This is a genomic window from Chitinophaga sp. RAB17 (genome assembly GCF_052114225.1).
GTDB lineage: Bacteria > Bacteroidota > Bacteroidia > Chitinophagales > Chitinophagaceae > Chitinophaga.
Genome location: NZ_JBFREI010000007.1, coordinates 42,506 through 64,494, shown reverse-complemented (window position 1 = coordinate 64,494; position 21,989 = coordinate 42,506). Strand labels below are relative to the sequence as shown.

Here is a 21,989-nt window from a genome sequence, read left to right as displayed (position 1 = left end):
ATCTATCGCCTATGTTAAGCAGAGTAGCATCCAGTTTATATTGGTTAAGCAGGTACGTAGAACGCAGTGACGGCATCCTGAGAATGCTGAAAATCAACTACGCCTCCTCCCAGGACACCATCCAGGAATTTACCTGGACGCCGGTGATCCGGATTTCTTCCGGCGGTGAAACAGCCGAAACATCGGCTATTAAAAACGATAGCCGCTCGGTAGTGGAATATCTTCTTTTTAACCGCGACAATCCCAACTCTATCATCAACATGATTACGCTGGCACGTGAAAATGCCCGCAGCGTACAGGAACATATTGCCAAAGATCTGTGGCAATGCCTGAATGAATATTATCATACCGTAAAAGATCCCAAATTACTCTGGTATGTACAAAAAGATGATCCTGTTACCGCACTCGACATCCTCATCAAACAGGTCATGCTTTATTATGGCACCGCCGGCAGTATCATGGAACGTGGCGAAAGCAGGAGCTTCATGAGCATCGGTAAATACCTCGAAAGAAGTATCCAGTCGATCGATATCCTCGATATCAAATTCATTTCTATCTCCAACAACCCCGATCTGCTCACCGATACTTCCTACTGGCAACATCTGCTGTTATCGCTTGGTGGCTACGAACTATATCTGAAAACTTACCGCAAAGGTTTCGAAGCAGAAAATGTACTGGAACTCGTGATGCTGAATAACGATTTCCCCAGATCCGCCAAATATGCGGTGCATAATATTCACCGCTATTTTGAGCGGCTGAAAAGTGATAAGAATATAGATCATTATAACCAGTTGTCTTTTAACATCGGCCGGCTGAACAGCACCATCACCTATAGTTCTGTCAACAGTATGAAAGCAGAAGGCCTGCATAATTATCTTGTTAAAATCCGCAGTGAATTATATGGCATCGGCAATCTTTTAAATGAATACTATTTCGCGAACGCTTAACTTTTATCGTATATGCCCGTTTTTAAAATAAAACACCTCACACATTACACCTATGAAGCACCGGTGCGCGACAGTGCCAACCAGATTGTCCTGTATCCCATTAAAGATGAGTACCAGAAGGTAATCCGTCACGAGCTCAACATCTCTCACCATCCGGAACTGGAAGTATTTAAAGACTATTATGGCAATGAGGTGGGTATTTTTACGCAGCATGAACCACATCATGAATTAAAAATTTTTTCAGGAAGTTGCGTGGAAACCACCGCCAGGCCATTGCCCAAAGATGAGCTTCCGCCTGCTACACAGTGGCAGCTCCTGGATGACATCCAATACGATGTGGCCTACATCGATTACCTCAAGCAGGAAATGTTTGATCATGCAGCACTGCTGCGGGATACTTCTCTCGAATTAAAACAAACAAACGATACACCTTACCAAACAGCGGTGAGATGCTGTGATTACGTGTATACTCATTTTGAATATATCAAGGGCGTTACTACTGTAGATAGTACGCTGGAAGAAATCCTGGAGCTGAAAGCAGGTGTATGCCAGGATTTTGCGCATGTGCTCACTGCCATGCTGCGGTTTATAAAAATTCCGGCACGGTATGTAAGCGGATATATTTGTCCGAATAAAAACGGAATGCGGGGAGAAGGTGCCACCCATGCATGGGCAGAGGTATATATTCCTGAATATGGCTGGCTCGGTATTGATCCTACCAATAACTGCATTGCCAATGAAAATCACGTACGACTGGCAGTAGGTAGAAATTTCAGCGATTGCTCCCCGGTAAAAGGCGTGTACAGTGGCGGCTCCGGACATACGCTGGAAGTGACGGTATCTGTTGGTTATGCAGAGGATGATCATTTTGAGGCCGACAATCTTACACCACTCAAACAGGCAGCGAAACCAATTCCGGTATCACATCAACCTCAAAAAAATAGTTATCAGCGGCATCTGGAAGATATTATGCAACAACAGCAGCAACAACAGCAATGAATACACGGATTTCCCGGTTGAACCGGGAAATCCTGTCGACCAAAGGCAAAATGGGCAACTGGCGTGCCCTGCCGCGATTTGCTATTAATTTCTTAAAACAATTTCATAATTCACAAATAAAGAAAAAATTATATAGTTTTGCGCTCAACAACCTAATACGAAGTATTGCAACTACAACTGAAACTGTCACAACTTTAAAAGAGTAACATGCAACGCATAGCCATGAAAGGCCGCTGGGATGCTATCTGTCGCGCAGTTGGCAGCATTCCTCCGAAGTATCTGTATACATTGTTCTTATTGATGGCCGTTGGCATATCATTTCACTCCTGGTATTCTTCTCAGGATATGGAGAAATGGACCCGTTACAATAACTTCCTGATCTTTAAAGATGCCTGGTCGCACCTGATACACAATCAGGACCTCTATGTATTATATCCGGCTGAGTATTATGATCTGTATAAATACAGTCCTACTTTCGCCATGTGGATGAGTGCCTTTGCATGGATGCCGGATGTGCCGGCGCTGATTTGCTGGAACATTATGAACGTGGTGGTATTTCTGATTGCCATCAGGAAGCTGCCCGTGAAAAAAGAACAACAATCTGTGCTGTTGTTGTTCCTCGCCATAGAGATGATGATTGCGCTGACCAGTTCACAAATCAACGTGCTGATCACCGGCTTTTTCATCCTCGCATGGCATTGCATGGAGAACAGGAAAATTTGGCTGGCCGCTTTATTGCTGGTGATCACCATTTATATCAAAATATTTGGCATCGTGGCCTTGTCGTTGTTCCTGCTGTATCCGCAACGCTGGAAAGCAGCTTTATACACGGCTTTCTGGACGCTGGTGCTTGCCGTGATGCCTTTGCTGGTCATTTCCCCGGAGCAACTGACCTTCCTTTACAAGAGCTGGGCATATTTGCTGGCCAATGACTACTCTGCTTCTTATGGGGTATCTGTGATGGGCTGGTGGCATACCTGGTTTAATATGGACATTTCCAAACAGGCATTCATGCTCACTGCAGCAGCCATCTTTATCCTGCCATTTATAAAAATATTATACAGCAGGGAAACGAAGTTTAATTTGAGTATGCTGGCGTCTGTACTGATATGGGTAGTTATTTTTAATCACAAAGGCGAGTCGCCCACCTATATTATTGCGTTGACCGGGGTAGCTATCTGGTATTTCACACAACCACCTACCCGGTTAAATACCACGCTGGCAGTGCTTACGCTGATATTTACCTCATTCTCTTCTACCGATCTGATTACGCCGTACTGGATTGCCAGAACATATGTGGAGCCTTATGCTGTAAAAGCAGTCTTTTGTTCCATTGTATGGATGAAAATTGTACTGGAACCATTCTTTGTAGCAGAAGCAAGCAAAGTGGTGCTAGTGGAAGAGCATCTTAAGGCGGCTTAGAGAGGAATTACGAATTAGGAATTACGAATTACGGATTTGTAGGTAGATGCAGGCGTTTGCTATCTACTCACAAATCCGTAATTCGTAATTCCTAATTCGTAATTTTATTTAGCTTTGTTTTCTTACATACTTCGTAAGAATAACGATCAGTTGTCCTTCTATTTTACCTTCAATTTGTTCGGTGTTATCCTCTACTAAACGAATATTCTTTACCACAGTACCCATTTTTGCATTCAGGGTAGAACCTTTTACATCGAGGGATTTGATCAGCACTACGGAATCACCATTTTGCAATACGGCACTATTACAATCCCGGTGCAGTTCTACAGCGGCATCATTATCATGATCGCCGGTAGCTTTTGCCCAGGCCAGTGCTTCATCATTCAGGTATATCATATCGAGGTTGTCCATCGCCCAGCTTTCATGCTTTAAGCGGTTGAGCATGCGCCAGGAAACGATTTGCACACCCGGTATTTCACTCCACATAGAATCGGATAAAAAGCGCCAGTGCTCACTATTCAGTTCCGCTTTCCTTTCAATCTGTGATTGACATTGTTCACAGATCATGATACAATTATCCTGATCGCTGGAAGATTGGGGAGGCACTTCATAAACATTCAATGTATCAGTGGCCTGGCATAGCTCACACTTATTGTCACTCCTTTGCAGTAATAGTTCGTTCAGCTTCATAATATCCCTTATTGTAAAAAAATGTGCACGAAGGTAATGTTTTTGGGATTGCGGTCCTATTCCCGCCGGTTCATTTGTTATAATAGTAACTAAAGCTAATTTCATGAAAAAGTTAACAGTATTCAACTTCATGACCCTGGATGGTTATTTTGAAGGACCCGCCAAAGGAGACCTCAGCTGGCACCGGCACGGCGAAGAAGAAAGTAATTTTGCCACCGATATGCTCCAATCCGGCAATACCTTGTTATTTGGACGTATCACCTATGAGCATATGGCTGGTTACTGGCCTACGCCTATGGCATCAGCGCATACCCCGGAACTGGCTGCCGGCATGAATAACGCAGATAAGATCGTCTTTTCCCGGACCATGGATAAAGCTGCCTGGAAAAATACGCGGCTGATAAAAAATGATATCGTGGACGCAGTCCGGAAAATGAAACAAACTTCCGGACATGATATGACCCTGCTGGGCAGTGGCAGCATCCTCACCCAGTTTGCTGCTGCGGGTTTATTTGATGCATATGAGTTTATGATAGACCCGGTGGCACTGGGCAGTGGCAGCTCTATTTTCAAAGGACTAACCACACAGCTGGACCTGGAGCTGATCCAGGCCAGAACATTCAAAAGCGGAACGGTATTGTTGCAATACCAGCCACGACGGTAGCCGTCATCATTCTTTCAGCAATATACGGGTGAGTACCGCCGCATCCGGCATGTGAAATTTATCTTTGAACATCAGCTTAAAACCGGCTAAACCCTGGGTGGCTGAAATAAAGGTGACCGCCAGATCAAACGGATCTCCCGGTACACATTCACCGGTTTGTTGTCCTTCACTTACAATGGCAGCAAGGTTCCTGATGGATTGCATCTTTCGGCTCATCAGCTTACGGTCTTCCGTTTTATTGCCCGTTTCAAATAGCTGCGATATCAGGATAAAATAATAAATGCCGGATTCTTTATGCACCCCCTGCATAAATGCGGCAAGAAACTGTGTGATCCTTTCTTTTACAGAGATATCCTGTGCCTGCAGCTGGTCAAATAGTGCCTGGGATTTATCCATGGCCTCATTAGCCAGCAGCAGGTACAGTTCTTCTTTGGACGAAAAGTAATGATACATTAACCCCAGGCTGATCCCCGTATGCCCCGCAATCTCTTTGATATTGGTGGCTGCCAGGCCTTTCCTGGAAAAAAGCTCCAGCCCGGATTTTTTTAACCGGGCGATGGTCAGCTGTCTCATTTCTTCAAATTGCTCCTTTTGCTTTGGCATCTTTTATTATTGAAATATTTTTCAATAATAATTTTTTTTATTCGAAAAATAAAATCACTTTTGTTTTATCATTGAAACATTATTCAATTATAAAACAATTACGATGACTACGAACCTATTTACATATTCCAGCATTCAGTCCGCAGACGGCACCACCATTAGTTATCAGCAAGGCGGCAACGGCCCGGGTCTCATTATTGTACCTGGCACACTCTGCACATCAGCCGATTACACCAGGATCGCCACTATGCTGGCCAAAACTTTTACGGTATATATCATAGACCGCCGCGGACGCGGTGCCAGCGGCGCACAAGGCGGTTCCTACAGCATGGGCAAAGAATGTGAGGATGTAAAAGCCCTTCAGGATGCTACCGGCGCCTCTTATATATTTGGCCATAGCTTTGGCGGACTGGTGACCCTGGAAACGGCCACCAGGTACCCAGACTTCAAGGGCATCGTTTTGTACGAACCCGGCGTTTCTGTTCAGGATGGCCCCACTACCTGGGAATGGATCAACACCTATGAACAAGCCCTGAAAAAAGGAAAGCCCAGACAAGCCTTCACCAGCTTTGTACAGGGTGCCGGCCATACACCGCTGAGCAAGATGCCCAAATGGTTCGCCGGCTTCATACTTCGTATGATGATAAGAGGCGATCACTGGCAGGGAATAGATGAATTGCTGGTGACCAACCTGAATGAGCATAAAGAAATTAAAAAGCTAAGCGGTACCTATTCCCGTTACCAGGAGATTAACAGCAACATATTATTAATTGCCGGAGAGAAGAGCCCCGGATTTGTACATACTACCAATCAGCTATTGGCCAATACTATCGCTAACACACAGTGCCAGACACTTCCAGGTCTTAGCCATCTGTCACCGGAAAATAAAGAAGCACCGGAAACCATCGCCGGAGAAATCATCCGGTTTCTTGCCTGACAACAATAAAAAAACGTGATACCACCCCAATGGTATCACGTTTTTTATGCAGATAGCTGAACGCTGGTACTGCTATTCATTTATTTCAGCCGAAGTATTATTTCCCGGGGCTGCTGATTACGCATCACCATCACCGGAATTTTATCTTTCCAGGCAGCGGCTTTTACAATATCCAACAGGTCGTTGGCCGTTTTTACCTTTTTCCCGTCTGCGGTAATGATAACATCTTTAACTTTTATTCCGGAAGATGACAACAAACTGTTTTCACCGGTGCTAAGCACCAGCGCGCCGGATTCATCTGCCAGGCCATAAGCAGACCGCTCCCCTAGTCCCACAATTGATTTTACTTTTCCACCAAGCAACACGAGCCCTTCCGCACCAGCCGCGGCACCGCTGCTCGGATTTAAGAATACCGGTATTTCCGGTTGCTGTGCTATTTTCCGCAGAGCAGGCTGCATCACACCAAAACTATCCATCGCGATATTATGAAAACCAATACGCAAAGCCGGTGAGTTATCCGCTACGCGGTAATTGCCCCGGGCTGCATCGATAAACTGCGGATCGCCTGCTATACTATGCGCATCAGTACCATTGTGTTGCGCTTCCTGTAAAGAGGCTGCATCCGGGAACAGGTTATAGTCTACCTGTTTGCCCCAGTCACTGATCTGGATCGGGAAATATTTCCGGGTCACAATATTATGTGTAAACACATCACCGCTTTGTTTAAACCAAACATGCGGATGAAAAGAGTTGTTGACCATAATATTATTCTCTACTACCCGGTGAAATCCTTCTCTCAGTTTTAGTCCACCATTCAGGCATACGTTATTGTAAATATGATAATTGGAGGAACCATCGTCCAGGTCTATATCCCAGCCGTGATCACAACGGAAACGGTTGTTCCGGATAGTGGTGATCTGCTGTGCATCCAGCAGAATCAATTCCGGGTGTACCGCGGTGAGACTGTCCATATAGGCGCGGTCAGGTGCCCAGTAACGGTCACGACCCCACGAATTGAAGGCGCCATGATCACCGGTTTCCATCACCGTATTAAATACATCGTTGTATGCCAGCAGGTGACCGCCAAAACAACCATCACCAATATTGATGCCCGCACGTGGGGTATTATAGATGCTGTTATGACTCACCGTGATGGCAGAAGATATTTCTATCTCCACACCGGTAGCCTGCTTTTCTATTTCGCCGGCGTGATGAATGAGACTGTTGGTGACTATACATTCCCTCGGATAATTATTGCTGGCCGGGCCGGGTGTTTTATCCAGCTGCGCATAAGGTGTGAAGTCTTCATACCTGAAATTTGGCGACCGCACTGCTTTCACATCTCCCACAAAACAAACTGCGCTGGCGCCCAGGTGATGAATATAACAACCACTAATTGTATCATGGTAATTGTAGTTGCTCAGCATAATGGCATTACCACCTACTTCACTAAACTCGCAATCGGTGATGTGGCAGTTTTCCGTACCATCAAACAATACCACGCCACCACGATAGATGGTCCAGTCACTGCGCAGCAGCGGCTCCCTGGTATCCATAAACGTGCGTTCATTGTGTAGGAAATGCAGTCCACGCAGGGTCACATTTTTTACCGGAGCAGCAGCAGATCCGCGCAACACGATGCTGTTTTTCAAACGCGCTGCTTCTACGCGGGCCTGCGACAGTTGCACATCTCCCGAAGGGTAATAATACAATTGACGGGCATTATTATCCAGGTACCATTCACCGGCAACATCCAGGTCTTCGAGGTTATTTTCCACAAAACGATATTCCGGATGCATGCCATTGGGGCGGTTATTTTGCCAGCCACCTTCCAGGGTGAGGGTGGTATCTTTTTTACCAATGATGCGGTAATGAAAACCGCCCCAGTCGGATGCATGCAGTGCATGCACATAACCATTTTCCGGATGCTGCCATTTACGGGCATGGTCCAGGGCATCTTTGGCAGTGCCGTGAAATACTTTTGCGGTGGAATCATAATTGGGATAACGCGCCAGCACCTGCAAACGACCATTTACATACAGGCGTTCAAAGGTAACACCTGCGGGCACTGATGCCACATAAATACCATTTTTCCAGGGCTTCCATTGCAGCGATAATAACCTGCCTGCACTGATGAAGACTTTCTCCTGCTGATAGGCACTGATCTCAAGACTGCTGCAGGCCATGTCAACGGCCTGCAGGCTGATTTCCTTTTCCAGGTAATAGGTGCCGCCATGCAGCAACACCTTTACCTGTTCTCCTTTTCGTTTCATGGCCAGTTCTACTGCCCGGTTAACTGTTTTCAAAGGCTTTGCCGCGGTGCCGGCCTGGCGGTCATTGCCATTTCCATAGACATGCAAAACGGTTTGCGCACCGGCCAGTTGAACGGTGAACATGATACAACAAAAGAAGAAGATCTGTTTCATACTATTGATACTGCGGATTCTGTTTAATATTATTATTGGTAATTTCCTGTGTTGGTATCAGCCATGTTTGGTTATACACGCCAATAGGTACGCTCAGCGATGCACCACGTACCGTTTGTATGCGCTGGAAAGTATTGGTACGTTTCAGGTCAAACCATGCCGTTCCTTCGTTCGACAATTCCCATTTACGTTCCATCAGCACCGCATCACGAAACTGATCCTTGCTCAGGTTTTTCAGATCCGGCACTGCTGTGGTGCTGCTTTTGTCTATCCTTGCGCGCCACCGGATCTTGTTCACATATTGGTAGGCCAACGCCGGACCATTCGCTTCATTCTCTGCTTCCGCTGCAATCAGGTACATTTCTGCCAGTCGCAATATCGGAAAAGAATAAGGTACCAAAGCAGTAGAAGGTCCGATGTTCTGATCAATGGTGGTCAGATCTACAAACTTCGCAAAAAATGAGGGCAACGTACCTCCTGCCGGTAAGGGGTAATTTGTTTTGATCCCCCAGGCTTTGCGCTGATCGCCGGCAGCAAAGCTGTTGATAAACCAGGTAGCTGGTAACAGGATAGGCACATAACCAGGCGCCGGACAGGTTTGCCCCTGCATAGGATTACCCAGGCGACCGGGGATGTATTGCTTTTCCCAGATAGATTCACTGGTGTAAGCTACATGATGGAACACGTCTGCGTAGTTATCTTTTAAGGTAAACTTATTGGAAGCAATTACCGCCAGTGCTTTATCTCTTGCTTTTACATAATTTTCTGTTTTATTCAGCGGGTTGCCGGCCATTGTAAGATATACTTTTGCCAGCACAGCTGTTGCCACCAGCTTATATACCCTGCCCTGCTGAGGAGCCGCTTCCGGCAAATTGGTTTCTGCATACGTCAGGTCATTGAGTACCTGTGCGTATACCTCCGCCTGTGGTGTACGCGGCAGCTGTACGTCCTGGTAGTTGCTGGCAGCTTTTAATGGCATCGGCACATCACCGAACATCTGCACCAGGTAGAAAAAAGCGTAGCCTCTCAGGAACCTCGCTTCTGCTGTCAGCTGTGCTTTCTTTGCATCTGCCAATGGTGCCAGCGGTAATTTCTCCAGTATAAAATTGGCATTCTTGATCATCTTAAAAGGTATTCCCCACGCATCACGGGAAGTATAGAAGTTAGCGGAAGGCTGATTCTGATAAATAGGCAATACCTGTTCTCCCGGTTGCGGTGTACCGTAGATGTCGGAAAACATTTCATTCAGCTCTGTGATGTTCAGCGGCAGCCCGTCGTACACACCGATCACGGCGGACTCATAGCTTTCCGGATTTTTAAAATAAGTATCCGGGCTGATAGAAGAACGCGGACTTTCTTCCAGTAATTTGGAACAGGCCGGCAACAGGAAGATAGCCGGGCATATGCAGACAAGTAATAACAAGCAGTTTTTCATCTCTCAACATTTACAATGTTAAAAATTAACTTTAGCACCTACCGTAATAGATTTGGTAGAAGGATAGTTTCCCCTGTCCCATCCATTCACTGTAGGAACAGCCCAGGATACTTCCGGATCATAACCGGAGTAGTTGGTCAGTGTTAACCAGTTTTGTGCACTTACATACACGCGGATAGCAGATAGTTTCGCGAAAGACAATTGCTTTGCATTGAAAGTATACCCCAGGGTAATATCGCGTACGCGCAGGTAAGAACCATCTTCCACCCATAACGTGTTGGCATAATCACGAATGGAGTTGCCGCTGCTGGCAGAAGGCTTATCGATGGTATTGCTGGTACCTTCTCCTCTCCACCTGTTGTCAAAGGCGGCTTGTGTAGGCGTCCATTTTCCGTTCATGGTAACATTGTACTTGCGGAATTCATTCACGATATCATTACCGTAGGAGCCTACAAACAGGATAGACAGGTCGAAGTTTTTGTAGGAAAAATTATTGTTGAAGCCAAACGTAAACTTCGGTTCCAGGTGAGAGATCACGGTACGATCATCCGCATCGTTGACGGTACCTTTTCCGTCCCAGTTCTTAAATTTATAATCACCGGCATGTTTGGCTGGTTCGCCGTTGTCGACGGCTTCCTTATCCGTTTGGTATACGCCGGTAACAGTGTAGCCATATAACTGCATCATGGATTGTCCTACGATGGTAGGAAACCAGTTACCGCCGGCGCCAATTTCCTTATAGGTAATTTCCTTGCCCTGTGCGTCTTTACCAAGGTCCAGTACTTTAGTGCGGTTGCTGGTAAAGGTGATGTCTGATCCCCATTTGAAGGCACCTGTCAGGTTTTGTGTGTTAACCTGGAATTCAAAGCCTTTGTTTTCTATGACGCCTACATTTTGTATTACATCATTGTAGCCACTGGAGGAAGGCAGGTTCACCGATAACAGCAGGTCGCTGGTACGTTTGTTGTAATAATCTGCGGTGATCATCACGCGGTCTTTAAACAGACCAAGATCGAATCCTGCATCAAACTGCCGGGTGGTTTCCCATTTCAGGCCTGCGTTCTGCAATGAAGATGGTGTAAAGCCATTGTATTGCGTGTTATTAAATACCACCGTGGCGGCACTCATGGAAGCCAGGGTCTGATACGGGTTGATGGCCTGATTACCAGCGGCGCCATAACTGAGGCGCAGTTTCAGGTTGGTAACATCCGGACTGTTTTTCAGGAAGTCTTCCTGTGACACATTCCAACTGATAGCGGCGGAAGGAAAGAATGCGAACTTATTGTCTTTACCAAATTTGGAAGAGCCATCATACCTGCCGGTAACGGTAGCATAGTATTTACCCTTGTAATTATAGTTGATCCTGCCCAGGTAAGAAACGAGTTTATAATCGCTGTAGCTGGTAGAAGGCTGTGCGGGCACTACGGCCGCGCCTAAATTATTGTTTTTATAGAGATCGGAAATAAAACCGGTAGCGTTGCCGCTCTGTAATCCATCAGTGCTGGTTTGCTGGTACGTGATACCACCTACTGCATCGATGGTATGATGACCAAAAGTTTTGTTATAGCTCAGTGTATTTTCATTGATAAAGGTCAGGTTGTTGGCATAGTTCCTTCTGGCCACACCGGAAATCGGGTTACCATCTTTATCGGTACCGCGGCCGATAGTGATGGTACCAGGCGCGTAATAATCTTCTTTGACATCATTCTTATCGATGCCTGCAGAAAGTTTCAGCAAGAGACCCGGAATAATTTTATAATTGAGTGCCACGTTGCCGATGATGCGGGTAGCGTTGGAAGGCTGGTATAATTCTTTGGAGATACCTACAGGATTGGTTTCTCCCCAGGGTACGCCTGTAAAGCGGGTGTAGGATCCATCTGCATTATATACCGGTTGGGTAGCCGGGATCACCATGGTGGTCCAGGGTACGCCGCCGCCACCTTCTGCACCCTGGTACTGTGCCTGCACGTACTTAGACTGCTGAAGAGATAAGTTGGAGGTAACGTTAAAATGATCGTTGATTACCTGGTCCAGGTTTGTTCTGAACGAAAATCTTCTGAAAGAAGAGTTTTCGATGATACCATCCTGTTTGAAGTAGCCAAAGGAAGTAAAGTATTTCGTGGTTTCGTTGCCACCGGATATAGAGATATTATGATCCTGTACGGGAGCTTTGCGGTATACCAGGTTTTGCCAGTCGGTTCCTTTGCTGCTGAGAGAGTCGATTTGTGCGGCCGTCCATGGTAGCGGGGTGCCATCGTTTTGTGCCACTTCATTTTGCAGTGTCGCAAAATCATGGGCATTGATCAGGTCCATTTTTTTACGGAGCTGTTGTACGCCGTAATAGCCGTTGTACGATACCCTGGCTTTACCGGTTTTACCTCTTTTGGTGGTGATGAGGATAACGCCGTTGGCGCCGCGCGAACCGTAGATAGCGGTAGCAGAAGCATCTTTCAGCACTTCCAGTCTTTCTATATCATCGGGGTTCAGCTGGGAGGTGAGGCCATCGAGCGGTAAACCGTCTACCACATATAAGGGGTTGCTGCTGGCGCCGATAGAGGTAGTACCGCGTACTTTGATACGCATAAACTCGCCCGGTTGTCCGGAGGCCTGGTTTACCTGTACGCCTGCTACATGGCCCTGTAATGCCTGGGATACATTCGATACCGCATTCACCTGGGTAATTTCGTCTGATGTAACAGAAGAAATAGCGCCGGTTATGTCCGACTTTTTAGCGGCCCCATACCCAACGATCACGATATCATTTAATGAGCTGGAAGATGCCTTTAAAATAATCTGCAGGCTGCTGAGATCTTTGTCGATGGTTATCTTCTGTTCATAGGTAGTAAAGCCAATAAAGCTCACGCGCAGGGTGTAGCTGCCGGGAGCTACGCCGGTAATGGTGAAGGCGCCTTTAGCATCGGAGAGCGCACCTTTGGCGCCGGGCAGCAGCGTCACGGTGGCATTTTCCACCGGGTTCCCTTTTTCGTCCACCACTTTACCGCTGATCGTTTGGGCGATGACGGAGCTGACAGTCAACAGTTTAGGAGTGCTGTTTTCTTTCACCACAATGATCTTATGCCTGATTTCGCAGGTAAAGGGTTGATCTCTGACAATCAGGTGCAGGGCATCTGCCAGCGGCATATTTTTAATATCCAGCTCTACAGGGTGCGCTTTTTTTACCAGGGCGGCATCATACACAAAAGCATATCCCGTCTGGTCTTTAATGCGGTCAAAAATTTGTTCCACCGGCAGCTGGTGCCCTTTCAGGGTCACCGACTGGGAGAATGTTTTGGCACTTACCTGTAGCAGCGTTAATAAAAGAAGACTTGCAGTCAGTTTCATAACCAGGAATATTTGTCTGGGTCGCCTATTGGCGGACAGCGGAATTTTGATAATGGAGTGTGGTTCCATATTTTTGTATTGTTTGGATGTGCTAAATTTCAGTTAGTCAATGCGTGGCTGTGAAACTGGCGGTCCAGATATTTCGCCGGGAGTGTTGCAAGCACTTCCGGTTTTTTTATGTGGCGGCCAGGTAAAAGATTATGTTTTCATATGTGGTTGATATTTTAAGTGGTAAGGGTAAAGCAATCCTATAATGGTTGTACGATAATTTTCCGGTTGTTGACTTCGAAATGTACTTTCCCGGTGGCCTGCAGCGCATCCAGCAGCAGGGAGATGTCTTCTGTTTTGGGAATGATACCGGACAATTTTACATTATCAGCGGCCTCGCGGTATTCCACTTCTACATCATACCAGCGGCACAACTGCCGCATAATGTCTTTGATGCCTGCTTCGCGGAAGCGGAATTCTCCATTTTTCCAGGCTAATATTTCTTTAAAGTCGGCCGTACCCATTTTAAAGGTGGTTTGTCCATGGGCCATGCTGGCGCGTTGACCAGGTTTGATCATCACACTGTCCCGGATACTGGTGGCCGCTACGGAACCTTCCAGCAGGGCGGTGCTTACGGTGGCTTCATCTTCATAAGCCATGATATTAAATTTGGTGCCTAATACTTTTACTTTCATCTCGTCTTTGCCGGAAAGGACTTTTACGATGAAAGGTATTTTCTGTCCTTTGTTATCGATGAATGGTTTCACTTCAAAATATCCTTCGCCATTAAGACTTACTTCTCGGCTACTGCCGGTAAAAACGGTAGGAAATCGCAAGGCCGAAGCCGCGTTGAGCCATACTTCGGTGCCATCGGGCAGGGTCACCTGGTATTGGCCACCACGGGGTGTACGGATGGTATTATAGGCTACCGCTTCTCCGGGGGTATTAGTGGCTTTATAGGCCAGCATACCGTTGTTCAGTTTGATGATGCGGGTGCCTCCCTGCTGACTGAGCATGCCATTGCCCGCGCTGTCCAGCAGGATACTATCACCGTTAGCCAGCATCAGCACCGCCCTGTTGCCGCCAGGTACAATGCCGCCGGGATGAGGAGTGCCTGCGACCATTTTATCTGGTGTAGTATGTTTTCGGGAGAAGAGAAAAAGCCAGGTGGTACCGGCCAAACCGATCAGTAACAGGATGGCCGCGGCTATTCTTTTGATGTAGAAAGAAGTAGCGCGTCCGGAAGGCGACATGCTTTCCTGCAATGTTTGTTGCAGGCGCTGTTGAATGCGGTCACGGATTTTTTCGCGCAGCGCACGGTCATTAGCCGGAATATCTATTCTTTCATCATTAAAGGAATAGTACCAGTTGTTGACTAACTGCTGCTCTTCCTGACTAGCCTTGCCTGCCAGGTAATTTTCTATGGCTTGTTGTAAATCCTGCATAATGCCCGTTATACTATATAAGTGAGCCGGGCAGGAAAAAATACCTATGCAGTTTCAAAAAAAATCAAAAAAGAAAAGTGAAGCAGGAATGGATCAGGTGCTTCATCTTATGGCGAAGGTGTGTAATGGCTTTATTCAGCTGGTTATCTACCGTTTTATGGCTGATACCCATCACCTGGGCTATTTCCCTGGAGCTCATCCCGTTTTGGCGGCTATAGCGGAATACCACGCGACATTTTTCAGGGAGATTATTTACTTCTTCATTGACCATTTGCAGGATATGCCGGTAATGCAACCTGTTTTCCATGTTGCCATCACAAAGGTCGGGATCTAAGATCGTTTCCTGGTATTTGTGGCCATACTCCTTCTTCCGGAAATGAGCGATGGTCATATATTTTACGGCAGCAGCGAGGTAGTGGCTTAAAGAGTCCGCTGCCAGTTTGTTCCTGTTACGCCAGATGCTGGCAAATACATCATGTACAATATCTTCCGCCGCCGGCAGATCTTTTAAACGGTTAAAAGCCATGCCCAGCAACATCTCCCAATAACGGTGATATAAAGCGGTAAATGCTGCTTCATTATCTTCCGCCATCAGAGATATCAGTTCCTCATCACTGAGCAGATGCACTCCCCTTGACATACAGCTAATATTATTCATGAAAAATACGTGGCATTGAGCTACCCGTCATGGCGTGCTGACCGGGTATATGACTTGCTCTGTACTTGAAATATAAAGATAAAGTCCACATTCACAGCGGAAAAAGAGAGAGTTGCGAAAAAAATATTGATAAAAAAGAAAATCATATCGGCATTCACCCGGAATAGCCAGCCGTTTCAGCTTATCATGAATAAACCCAGCATTTAATTGCATATCTTAAAGCGACAAATTTTCCCTTTCGCTATGCGCCGTTCATTTTTATTCGTGATCACCTTCTTTTTTGCTGCCGTCACCTATGCCCAGGAAATAACTACCCTTCGTATTGATCCAACTACCGCTATGGGAGGTAGCGCGTCACAGCTGATAGAAAACGTTTCCTTCACTGTGCTGGAATCCACACCTGAAAGTGTTTTCGGAAGTATTGAACAATTGGTAGTAACGCCGGAATATTATATTATCCTGGATAGATCCACCAATGCCGTCCTGATTTTTGACAAAGCAGGCAAGTACCATGCAAAAATAAAAGCACGTGCCGTAAACAGTGGCAACAACTATTACATGAATTCCTTTTCCTATGATAAATTCAATCAGCTGATCCGGTTACCTGACGGCAAAGAGGCCTTTTGTTTTGATACCGATGGAAAATTCATTAAGAAAATAAACACGTACAGCTATGGCTACGACATGCTGAACATCGCCAAAGGGAAAACAGCCGGACATTCTTATGGCGCCGATAGAAGGAACAAAGATTCTATTGCCTACCAGGTAGCGATCATGGATGAGCAGGGAATATCGCAAAAACATCTTCCCTATAATTTCAAATACGCGCCCATCGAAAACAGGGATATGTTGTACAGCAACCACAGTACCTTTTATCCAACCGATGATACTGCTGCTTACTTTGTTCGTCCTTATGATTTCAATGTATATTACCTCAGTGCCCACACCTTCTACCCGGTATATCGATTTGTGTTCCCGATGTCAAACACGCTGCCGCGCGATTTTCCTACGGACTCCTCTTTGAACGGCAAGCGGATTGCCTGCGTGGAAAAGAATAAAACCTTTTATTATAACCTGGATGGCATCTTTAAAATGGGCAACAACCTGTTTTTCCGTCCATGCAGCTATTCCGGCCGCAATGACGGGTATGTTTACAACCTGGCAACAAAGCATTTAATCGCCCTCGATAAAATCACCGCGGATGAACGCACGCATTTTCTTTTTATAACAGATAGTCGGGTGGGAGGCGTAGATTTTGCTAATCATAATTTTCTGGCAACAGACAGTACTTCTTTTTATACCTCCTATTCTTCCCTGGTATTATTCCAGCAAAAAGAGGCCACGGCTGATAAAAAACCAGTGTATCCTCCTGCCCTCGCCAGCTACTTCCAGGATGCCAAAAACAGGAAAGGTAACCCGGTAATTATTAAAGTGACATTTAAAGCGGAGATGTAGTCCATGAAAAACTATTGCCTGATAATATTAATCCTATTGCTTACCGGCTATAACCTGCCAAACGCAGCCGCACAGGCACGCTACAAGGGCGGCGCTAAACATGCACCGCTACAGGAGGATATCTTGCCGCATGCCAGTCAATATGATATTCACCTACCTCTTTCCGGTGCACTCAATGACAGTTTGCATAAAAAGATGCGGGAGATGTTTACACGTACCGGCATGCCTGGCATCACAGCGGCGATGCTGGTGCCCGGCAAAGGGCTCTGGCAAATAGATACAGGCTTTATCTCGCTACCTGATCAACATAAAGTAGACGCACATACGGTGTTTTACTGGGCGAGTGCAGGTAAACTGATAACGGCTACCATCATTACCGCATTGATCCAGGAAAAGAAACTGGACGGTAACAGCCGGCTATCCCAATGGTTTCCGCAGATACCCGATGCAGATAAGATAACGATAGATGCACTACTGGAACATACCAGTGGTATATATAGTTTTAATGCAGATAGTACTTTTCATTTCAGCCACCGTTATTACGCACCGCAGGAATTAATTGACCTCGCCATCTCCAAAAAGAATTTGTTTTCACCCGGTCAGTATTGGTCATACAGCAATACCGGCTACCTGTTACTGGCTATGATCGCAGAAAAAATTGAAGGGAAAACCTATGCGGATATAGTACAGGAAAGAATGGCGTTACCTTTACAACTCAATTCCCTCCGGGCACTATCGCCGCAGGAGTTACCGGCGAACCTGGCGCTGGCGCATGAAAACGGTCATATCGTGGCCACCGACTATTCCATTCCGCTGGGTGCCGGCAACATTGTTGCTAACGCAAAAGATATGGTAGTGCTGTTGTATGCCTTACTCACCGGCAAGCTTGGTACACTCTCATTAACGTACGACCGTCTCCGTGATTTGTATCCCATGTACGACAAAGGGACTTATTATGGTAAAGGGATCATGCTATTTGATTTTAGGGAGATCAATAATACAACGGATAGCTGGATCGGGCACAGTGGCGGCACAGAAACCTATCGCGCCATTGTACTCTATGATACAGCTACGAAAGCGTTTGTGGCGGTGGCCGTAAATCAGCACATACCGGTAGAGGCGATTGCCCGGAAAATGCTGGAACAAATTCCATAAAGTGCTAATTACATTTGTCTTTTCTTCTGAAGTTTACTTTACTTTTAATGAAATGAGAGCACTTTATTATTTGCTACACCAAACTTTTCGCTACTGCTTGTAGTAAGTCTTCATGAAAAACACCCTTAAAGTAGAGCGGGCCAAACAAAACATGACAAAGGGAGCCCTGGCTGAAAAAGCGAAGGTATCCAGGCAAACCATTAACGCCATTGAACCTGGCAGGTTTGTTCCCTCTACGTTACTGGCTTTAAAAATTGCAAAGATTCTCCATACAACGGTGCAGCAGTTGTTTATGCTGGAATCAGCGGATGAGTAACCGGCGTATTTTTCAGGTGCCAGGCATGTGCCGCTATCTGCATAATGGAAAGCACCTTTGCCTGCTGTATTATTGCTGTATGGTCAGCATGGTTCATATTATTTTGATTCATGTCACAAAATTGCCGGATCTCTTTTTTGTTAATCTTTGATCTACGTCAATAAAAAAGCGGTTTGCTCCGGCGCTTTCCTCATTGCACCGTTTCACCTGATAATCTTTTCCTTAGTCTGTAAAGGGCTACCTTCACTGCTTTAAAGCCGCAGTGTATTTTGTGACAATCGGCTGTATTCCGCTTTAGTATTCGCCCTTACCGTTATTTTTCCCGTCAATTGGTTTGTCCATTTTAGCTATATTGTAATCACATTTACCTATCAACTACAGCAAGGTTACTATAACCATTAAACAATAGTAAAAAAGCCGATATGGTTCCTATGTCTATTTCGGTCTATTTCCTATTTCGTCTGCCACCTACTGTCTACTTACATCAATGCTTACCCAGGCTGCGGCTAACTGTTCGGCTATACGCAAATAGAATGGACTTCTATTTTTACACACATTAAAAAAAACAACATTTATGAATGAAACAATGTCCCTGACTGCCCTTAGAATGGCGCAGATTCAGCAACAGTATTCCCACCAACTACTGGAGGGAACTGTTTTTTCAATTGCTGATTTCCTCAACTTTGGCAATTTCCGGTTAGATGAATATTGTAAGCAGTTGTATCCACATCCTCAAAGCGGGGAGATTATCCGGATTGCACAGCAATACTGTGAAGAGCATGGTATCTGGTGCGATAATGCCAAACATTACATCACCTGTGAACTGTACCTGTATCCGGATGCGCAGTTCGACCGCATGCTGGCGATGGTGGAAAACAATGCAATCGACTACTACTTAAATGACGTAGTTGGGCGGGATCTTTTCGGTCATCTGAAAGCAACCGAACAATTGGAGGCGAGGAATTTAATGAAGAGAATGGCCAGCGTAGATCATCACTTATTGCTGCCGGCTGATGCCACGCCGGTAGAAAAAGCCAATGTGGAAATTCTTCAATTCATGAAAGAAACGTCTCCCGCCGTTTGGTTTGAGGAGTTCATGCAATTGTATTGTTATCATATTGATGTAACACACAGAGATGGTAATTCAGATGCGCTTGGGCACATTCCTACAGTGGAGGAGTACATTGACCTGCGCTGCCATACTTCCGGCATGCATCACATTGTACTGCTTATTGAATATGCGGAAGGCAACTTCCTGAGCAAAGAATGGTGTGCAGCAGCGGGTATTGACGACTATTTGCGGAGGGTCAATTTCTTAACAGCAGCATTTGGCTGTTTGTCGAATGATCTTTTTTCGTTTGAAAAAGAGGTCATCGACAATAGTACTGACGCCAATCTTTTAATGGCCGTTGCCCTGAATCATCCGGCGTATACTTTCAACGAAGTGATTGGCAGCGCCGCCAAAATTGTGCAGGATATATTAATTGAATTGCTGGATTTAATAGACAAAATCAACGGGCAGCTAAGCAAAGCCAGTGCGGCGGATGCGGATAAAACAGCCAGGCTGAATAAGCATTTGAAAGGCATCGACAAATGTGTGCAGGCGAGTTGGTTGTGGCAGGTGTATACCAAACGGTACAAGCGCCCAGCCTCGATCTGGCTCGAAACACAGTTACCTGATCCGATAGCGAAAGCCGTATAAGAAGCGTCAGCCCCTCTTACTGTTGTAGTAATAAATCGTCACAGTGGCGTTTAAAATGTTGGTTCAGCACTTTTGCCAATTCTTTGGGCTCAATGGGTTTGGACAGAATTGCAGCTGCACCGGCTTCGGTAAAGCGACCCTGATTCTCTGCAAAAGCGTCTGCTGTGGCGATTATTACAGGTATGTGGCTGGTATGGGACTGGGATTTTAATTTGAGCAGTGTTTGTTCTCCGTCTAATACCGGCATTTCGCTATCCAGGATAACTAAATCCGGTGCATACTTTTCAATGGCTTCCAATGCTTCCTGTCCATTAGTGGTGGTCACCACCTTACAGCCTAGTTTCTGTAACAATTTAGACAGGAGCATACTATTCATTTCATTGTCTTCCGCCAGCACTATCTTCAACGAAAAATCGAAAACATCCATTTCATCATCTTCTTCGGGAATATCTTCCACCTTACCTGCCTGCAGCGGCAATATCACTGTGAACTTGATATGTTCAGGCATGGGCGTGGTAGCAGCCACTTTACCGCCCATAGTCGTCACCAGCCGTTTCACGAGTGAAAGCCCGATACCCGTGCCTTCAATGTTGCGGTTACTTTTATTGGTCACGAAGGGGTCAAAAATGGCGGTCATTTTTTCCATTGGAATAGTTTCCCCTTTATTGGTGACTTCTATGCAGTACGTTTTTCCGCTCACTCCTATTCTTAAATAGATGATACTGTTTTTATGTGCGTACTTAATGGCATTACCCAACAGGTTATTGATCACTTCATTTAACTTCAAAGGATCACCTACCATGACAGCAGGCATGTTGGCATCGATCATCAGTTTCAGGGTCAGTCCTCTTGACCGGGCCATGAGCCGGTATACCGCTACACTTTTCTCAAAAAATGGTGCAGCATAAAAAGTAGCCAGCACGATAGGTTCTACCAGTCCGGATTCAATCCTTGACATACTCAGTACATTGTTCACAATATTCTTGGCCTCTATGGCGGAGTATCGGAGCACATCAATCAGGTACTCATTCTTTTTCAGGTTTTCATCAAGCAACGCCTCCTGTTTCAGTAAGTTGGAAGCCAGGTAAACCTGGTTCAGTGAATTTCTCAGTTCGTGTGAAACCTGGTATATAAAAATCTTTTTGAAACGGTTGGCTCTTTCCAGTTCCGGATAGTAATCATTACTGTGTACATAGGGCTTGCTGATTACCAGGATCAGAAACAATACACCTGCCAGGGCCAGCGACTGAATAATGTAACCGGTGCCTAACCCAATGGGTTGTAACTCTACAGAATTAAAGTAATAAATAGATTGTAAAACGCCGAGTGTTAAAATAGCGGAGACCAGGCAAAACATCCTTAACCGTCTTTCCTTAAACATCAGGTAAAGAATAGAGATCAGGAATACAATCATGAATTGTAGTTGCAGTACACCCCCTAAAATGATACCGAATGCCAGCACTGCAAAACATTGCAGGAAGTAGATCACGAGACTGGCAGTTAAATGCTTTTTATAATAGTTAAAGGGAAGTACAGATAAGGCAACCAGCGCATCCACGCCGGCGGCGGCCAACATCACCTTATTGTGTGTAAATACAAAATAAACAGGGGCAATCAAAAATACCATTAACGCCACGCAGCTACCAATGGAGTTGGTTAAGCGGATCCTTTTTATACTTTCAGGATCGGTTACACCCGTGGTACCTATATTCCAGATAGCGGAGATGAAATTGCTGACTTTTTTTCTAAAACTGCCGGTTTTGTTAAGATGTAGGTTCAAATAACGCATGTCTTGTAGGTTTTCA

The 21,989-nt window shown here is 45.7% G+C and carries 17 protein-coding genes; 9 read left to right on the top strand and 8 right to left on the bottom strand.

Going from position 1 to position 21,989, the window contains the following annotated elements; all coding sequences use genetic code 11:
- Positions 1-11: 11 nt before the first annotated feature.
- The 3 genes from AB4Z08_RS22545 to AB4Z08_RS22535 all read left to right on the top strand — a co-directional run bounded on the left by AB4Z08_RS22545 (position 12) and on the right by AB4Z08_RS22535 (position 3,368).
- On the top strand, positions 12-947 hold the full coding sequence (locus AB4Z08_RS22545; protein ID WP_441576046.1) for an alpha-E domain-containing protein: 936 nt from the start codon (positions 12-14) through the stop codon (positions 945-947).
- Positions 948-959: 12 nt separating this feature from the next.
- Positions 960-1,946 (top strand): transglutaminase family protein, encoded by a 987-nt coding sequence (locus tag AB4Z08_RS22540; RefSeq protein ID WP_441576045.1) that lies wholly within the window; start codon positions 960-962, stop codon positions 1,944-1,946.
- A 207-nt stretch (positions 1,947-2,153) separates the two neighbouring features.
- A complete protein-coding gene (locus AB4Z08_RS22535) occupies positions 2,154-3,368 on the top strand; it encodes a glycosyltransferase family 87 protein (RefSeq protein ID WP_441576044.1) in 1,215 nt (404 codons plus the stop codon).
- 108 nt (positions 3,369-3,476) lie between these two features.
- On the opposite strand, the gene AB4Z08_RS22530 is transcribed toward AB4Z08_RS22535, so the two are convergent.
- Complete coding sequence (locus AB4Z08_RS22530; protein WP_441576043.1) at positions 3,477-4,058, bottom strand: PhnA domain-containing protein; 582 nt, start codon at positions 4,056-4,058, stop codon at positions 3,477-3,479.
- Between the two features lie 103 nt (positions 4,059-4,161).
- Here AB4Z08_RS22530 and AB4Z08_RS22525 point away from each other — a divergent pair, with 103 nt between their 5' ends.
- A complete protein-coding gene (locus AB4Z08_RS22525) occupies positions 4,162-4,722 on the top strand; it encodes a dihydrofolate reductase family protein (RefSeq protein ID WP_441576042.1) in 561 nt (186 codons plus the stop codon).
- A 6-nt stretch (positions 4,723-4,728) separates the two neighbouring features.
- On the opposite strand, the gene AB4Z08_RS22520 is transcribed toward AB4Z08_RS22525, so the two are convergent.
- Positions 4,729-5,325, bottom strand: coding sequence for a TetR/AcrR family transcriptional regulator (locus tag AB4Z08_RS22520; protein WP_441576041.1), 597 nt, complete (start codon positions 5,323-5,325; stop codon positions 4,729-4,731).
- A gap of 103 nt (positions 5,326-5,428) precedes the next feature.
- On the opposite strand from AB4Z08_RS22520, the gene AB4Z08_RS22515 reads away from it, so the two are divergent.
- Positions 5,429-6,262 carry an alpha/beta fold hydrolase gene (locus AB4Z08_RS22515; RefSeq protein ID WP_441576040.1) on the top strand — a complete coding sequence of 278 codons (834 nt, stop codon included), beginning with the start codon at positions 5,429-5,431 and terminating at the stop codon, positions 6,260-6,262.
- A gap of 80 nt (positions 6,263-6,342) precedes the next feature.
- Here the strand turns inward: AB4Z08_RS22515 and AB4Z08_RS22510 are convergent, their stop codons facing one another.
- From AB4Z08_RS22510 to AB4Z08_RS22490, 5 genes are all read right to left on the bottom strand, one after another.
- Positions 6,343-8,688, bottom strand: a complete 2,346-nt coding sequence (locus AB4Z08_RS22510) for a peptide-binding protein (RefSeq protein ID WP_441576039.1) — start codon at positions 8,686-8,688, stop codon at positions 6,343-6,345.
- A 1-nt stretch (position 8,689) separates the two neighbouring features.
- Positions 8,690-10,123: a RagB/SusD family nutrient uptake outer membrane protein gene (locus AB4Z08_RS22505; RefSeq protein WP_441576038.1), complete on the bottom strand. Its 1,434-nt coding sequence runs from the start codon at positions 10,121-10,123 to the stop codon at positions 8,690-8,692.
- Between the two features lie 18 nt (positions 10,124-10,141).
- Positions 10,142-13,465: a TonB-dependent receptor gene (locus tag AB4Z08_RS22500; RefSeq protein WP_441576037.1), complete on the bottom strand. Its 3,324-nt coding sequence runs from the start codon at positions 13,463-13,465 to the stop codon at positions 10,142-10,144.
- A gap of 248 nt (positions 13,466-13,713) precedes the next feature.
- A complete protein-coding gene (locus tag AB4Z08_RS22495; RefSeq protein WP_441576036.1) occupies positions 13,714-14,898 on the bottom strand; it encodes a FecR domain-containing protein in 1,185 nt (394 codons plus the stop codon).
- Positions 14,899-14,962: 64 nt separating this feature from the next.
- Positions 14,963-15,538: an RNA polymerase sigma-70 factor gene (locus tag AB4Z08_RS22490; protein ID WP_441576035.1), complete on the bottom strand. Its 576-nt coding sequence runs from the start codon at positions 15,536-15,538 to the stop codon at positions 14,963-14,965.
- Positions 15,539-15,799: 261 nt separating this feature from the next.
- Here AB4Z08_RS22490 and AB4Z08_RS22485 point away from each other — a divergent pair, with 261 nt between their 5' ends.
- From AB4Z08_RS22485 to AB4Z08_RS22470, 4 genes are all read left to right on the top strand, one after another.
- Positions 15,800-17,011 carry a 6-bladed beta-propeller gene (locus AB4Z08_RS22485; protein WP_441576034.1) on the top strand — a complete coding sequence of 404 codons (1,212 nt, stop codon included), beginning with the start codon at positions 15,800-15,802 and terminating at the stop codon, positions 17,009-17,011.
- 3 nt (positions 17,012-17,014) lie between these two features.
- Positions 17,015-18,166, top strand: a complete 1,152-nt coding sequence (locus tag AB4Z08_RS22480) for a serine hydrolase domain-containing protein (RefSeq protein ID WP_441576033.1) — start codon at positions 17,015-17,017, stop codon at positions 18,164-18,166.
- 112 nt (positions 18,167-18,278) lie between these two features.
- On the top strand, positions 18,279-18,482 hold the full coding sequence (locus tag AB4Z08_RS22475; RefSeq protein WP_441576032.1) for a helix-turn-helix transcriptional regulator: 204 nt from the start codon (positions 18,279-18,281) through the stop codon (positions 18,480-18,482).
- 574 nt (positions 18,483-19,056) lie between these two features.
- A complete protein-coding gene (locus tag AB4Z08_RS22470) occupies positions 19,057-20,184 on the top strand; it encodes a terpene synthase family protein (protein ID WP_441576031.1) in 1,128 nt (375 codons plus the stop codon).
- 16 nt (positions 20,185-20,200) lie between these two features.
- On the opposite strand, the gene AB4Z08_RS22465 is transcribed toward AB4Z08_RS22470, so the two are convergent.
- Entirely contained in the window at positions 20,201-21,973 is a 1,773-nt protein-coding gene (locus tag AB4Z08_RS22465) for an ATP-binding response regulator (RefSeq protein ID WP_441576030.1), read from the bottom strand.
- Between the last annotated feature and the right edge of the window lie 16 nt (positions 21,974-21,989).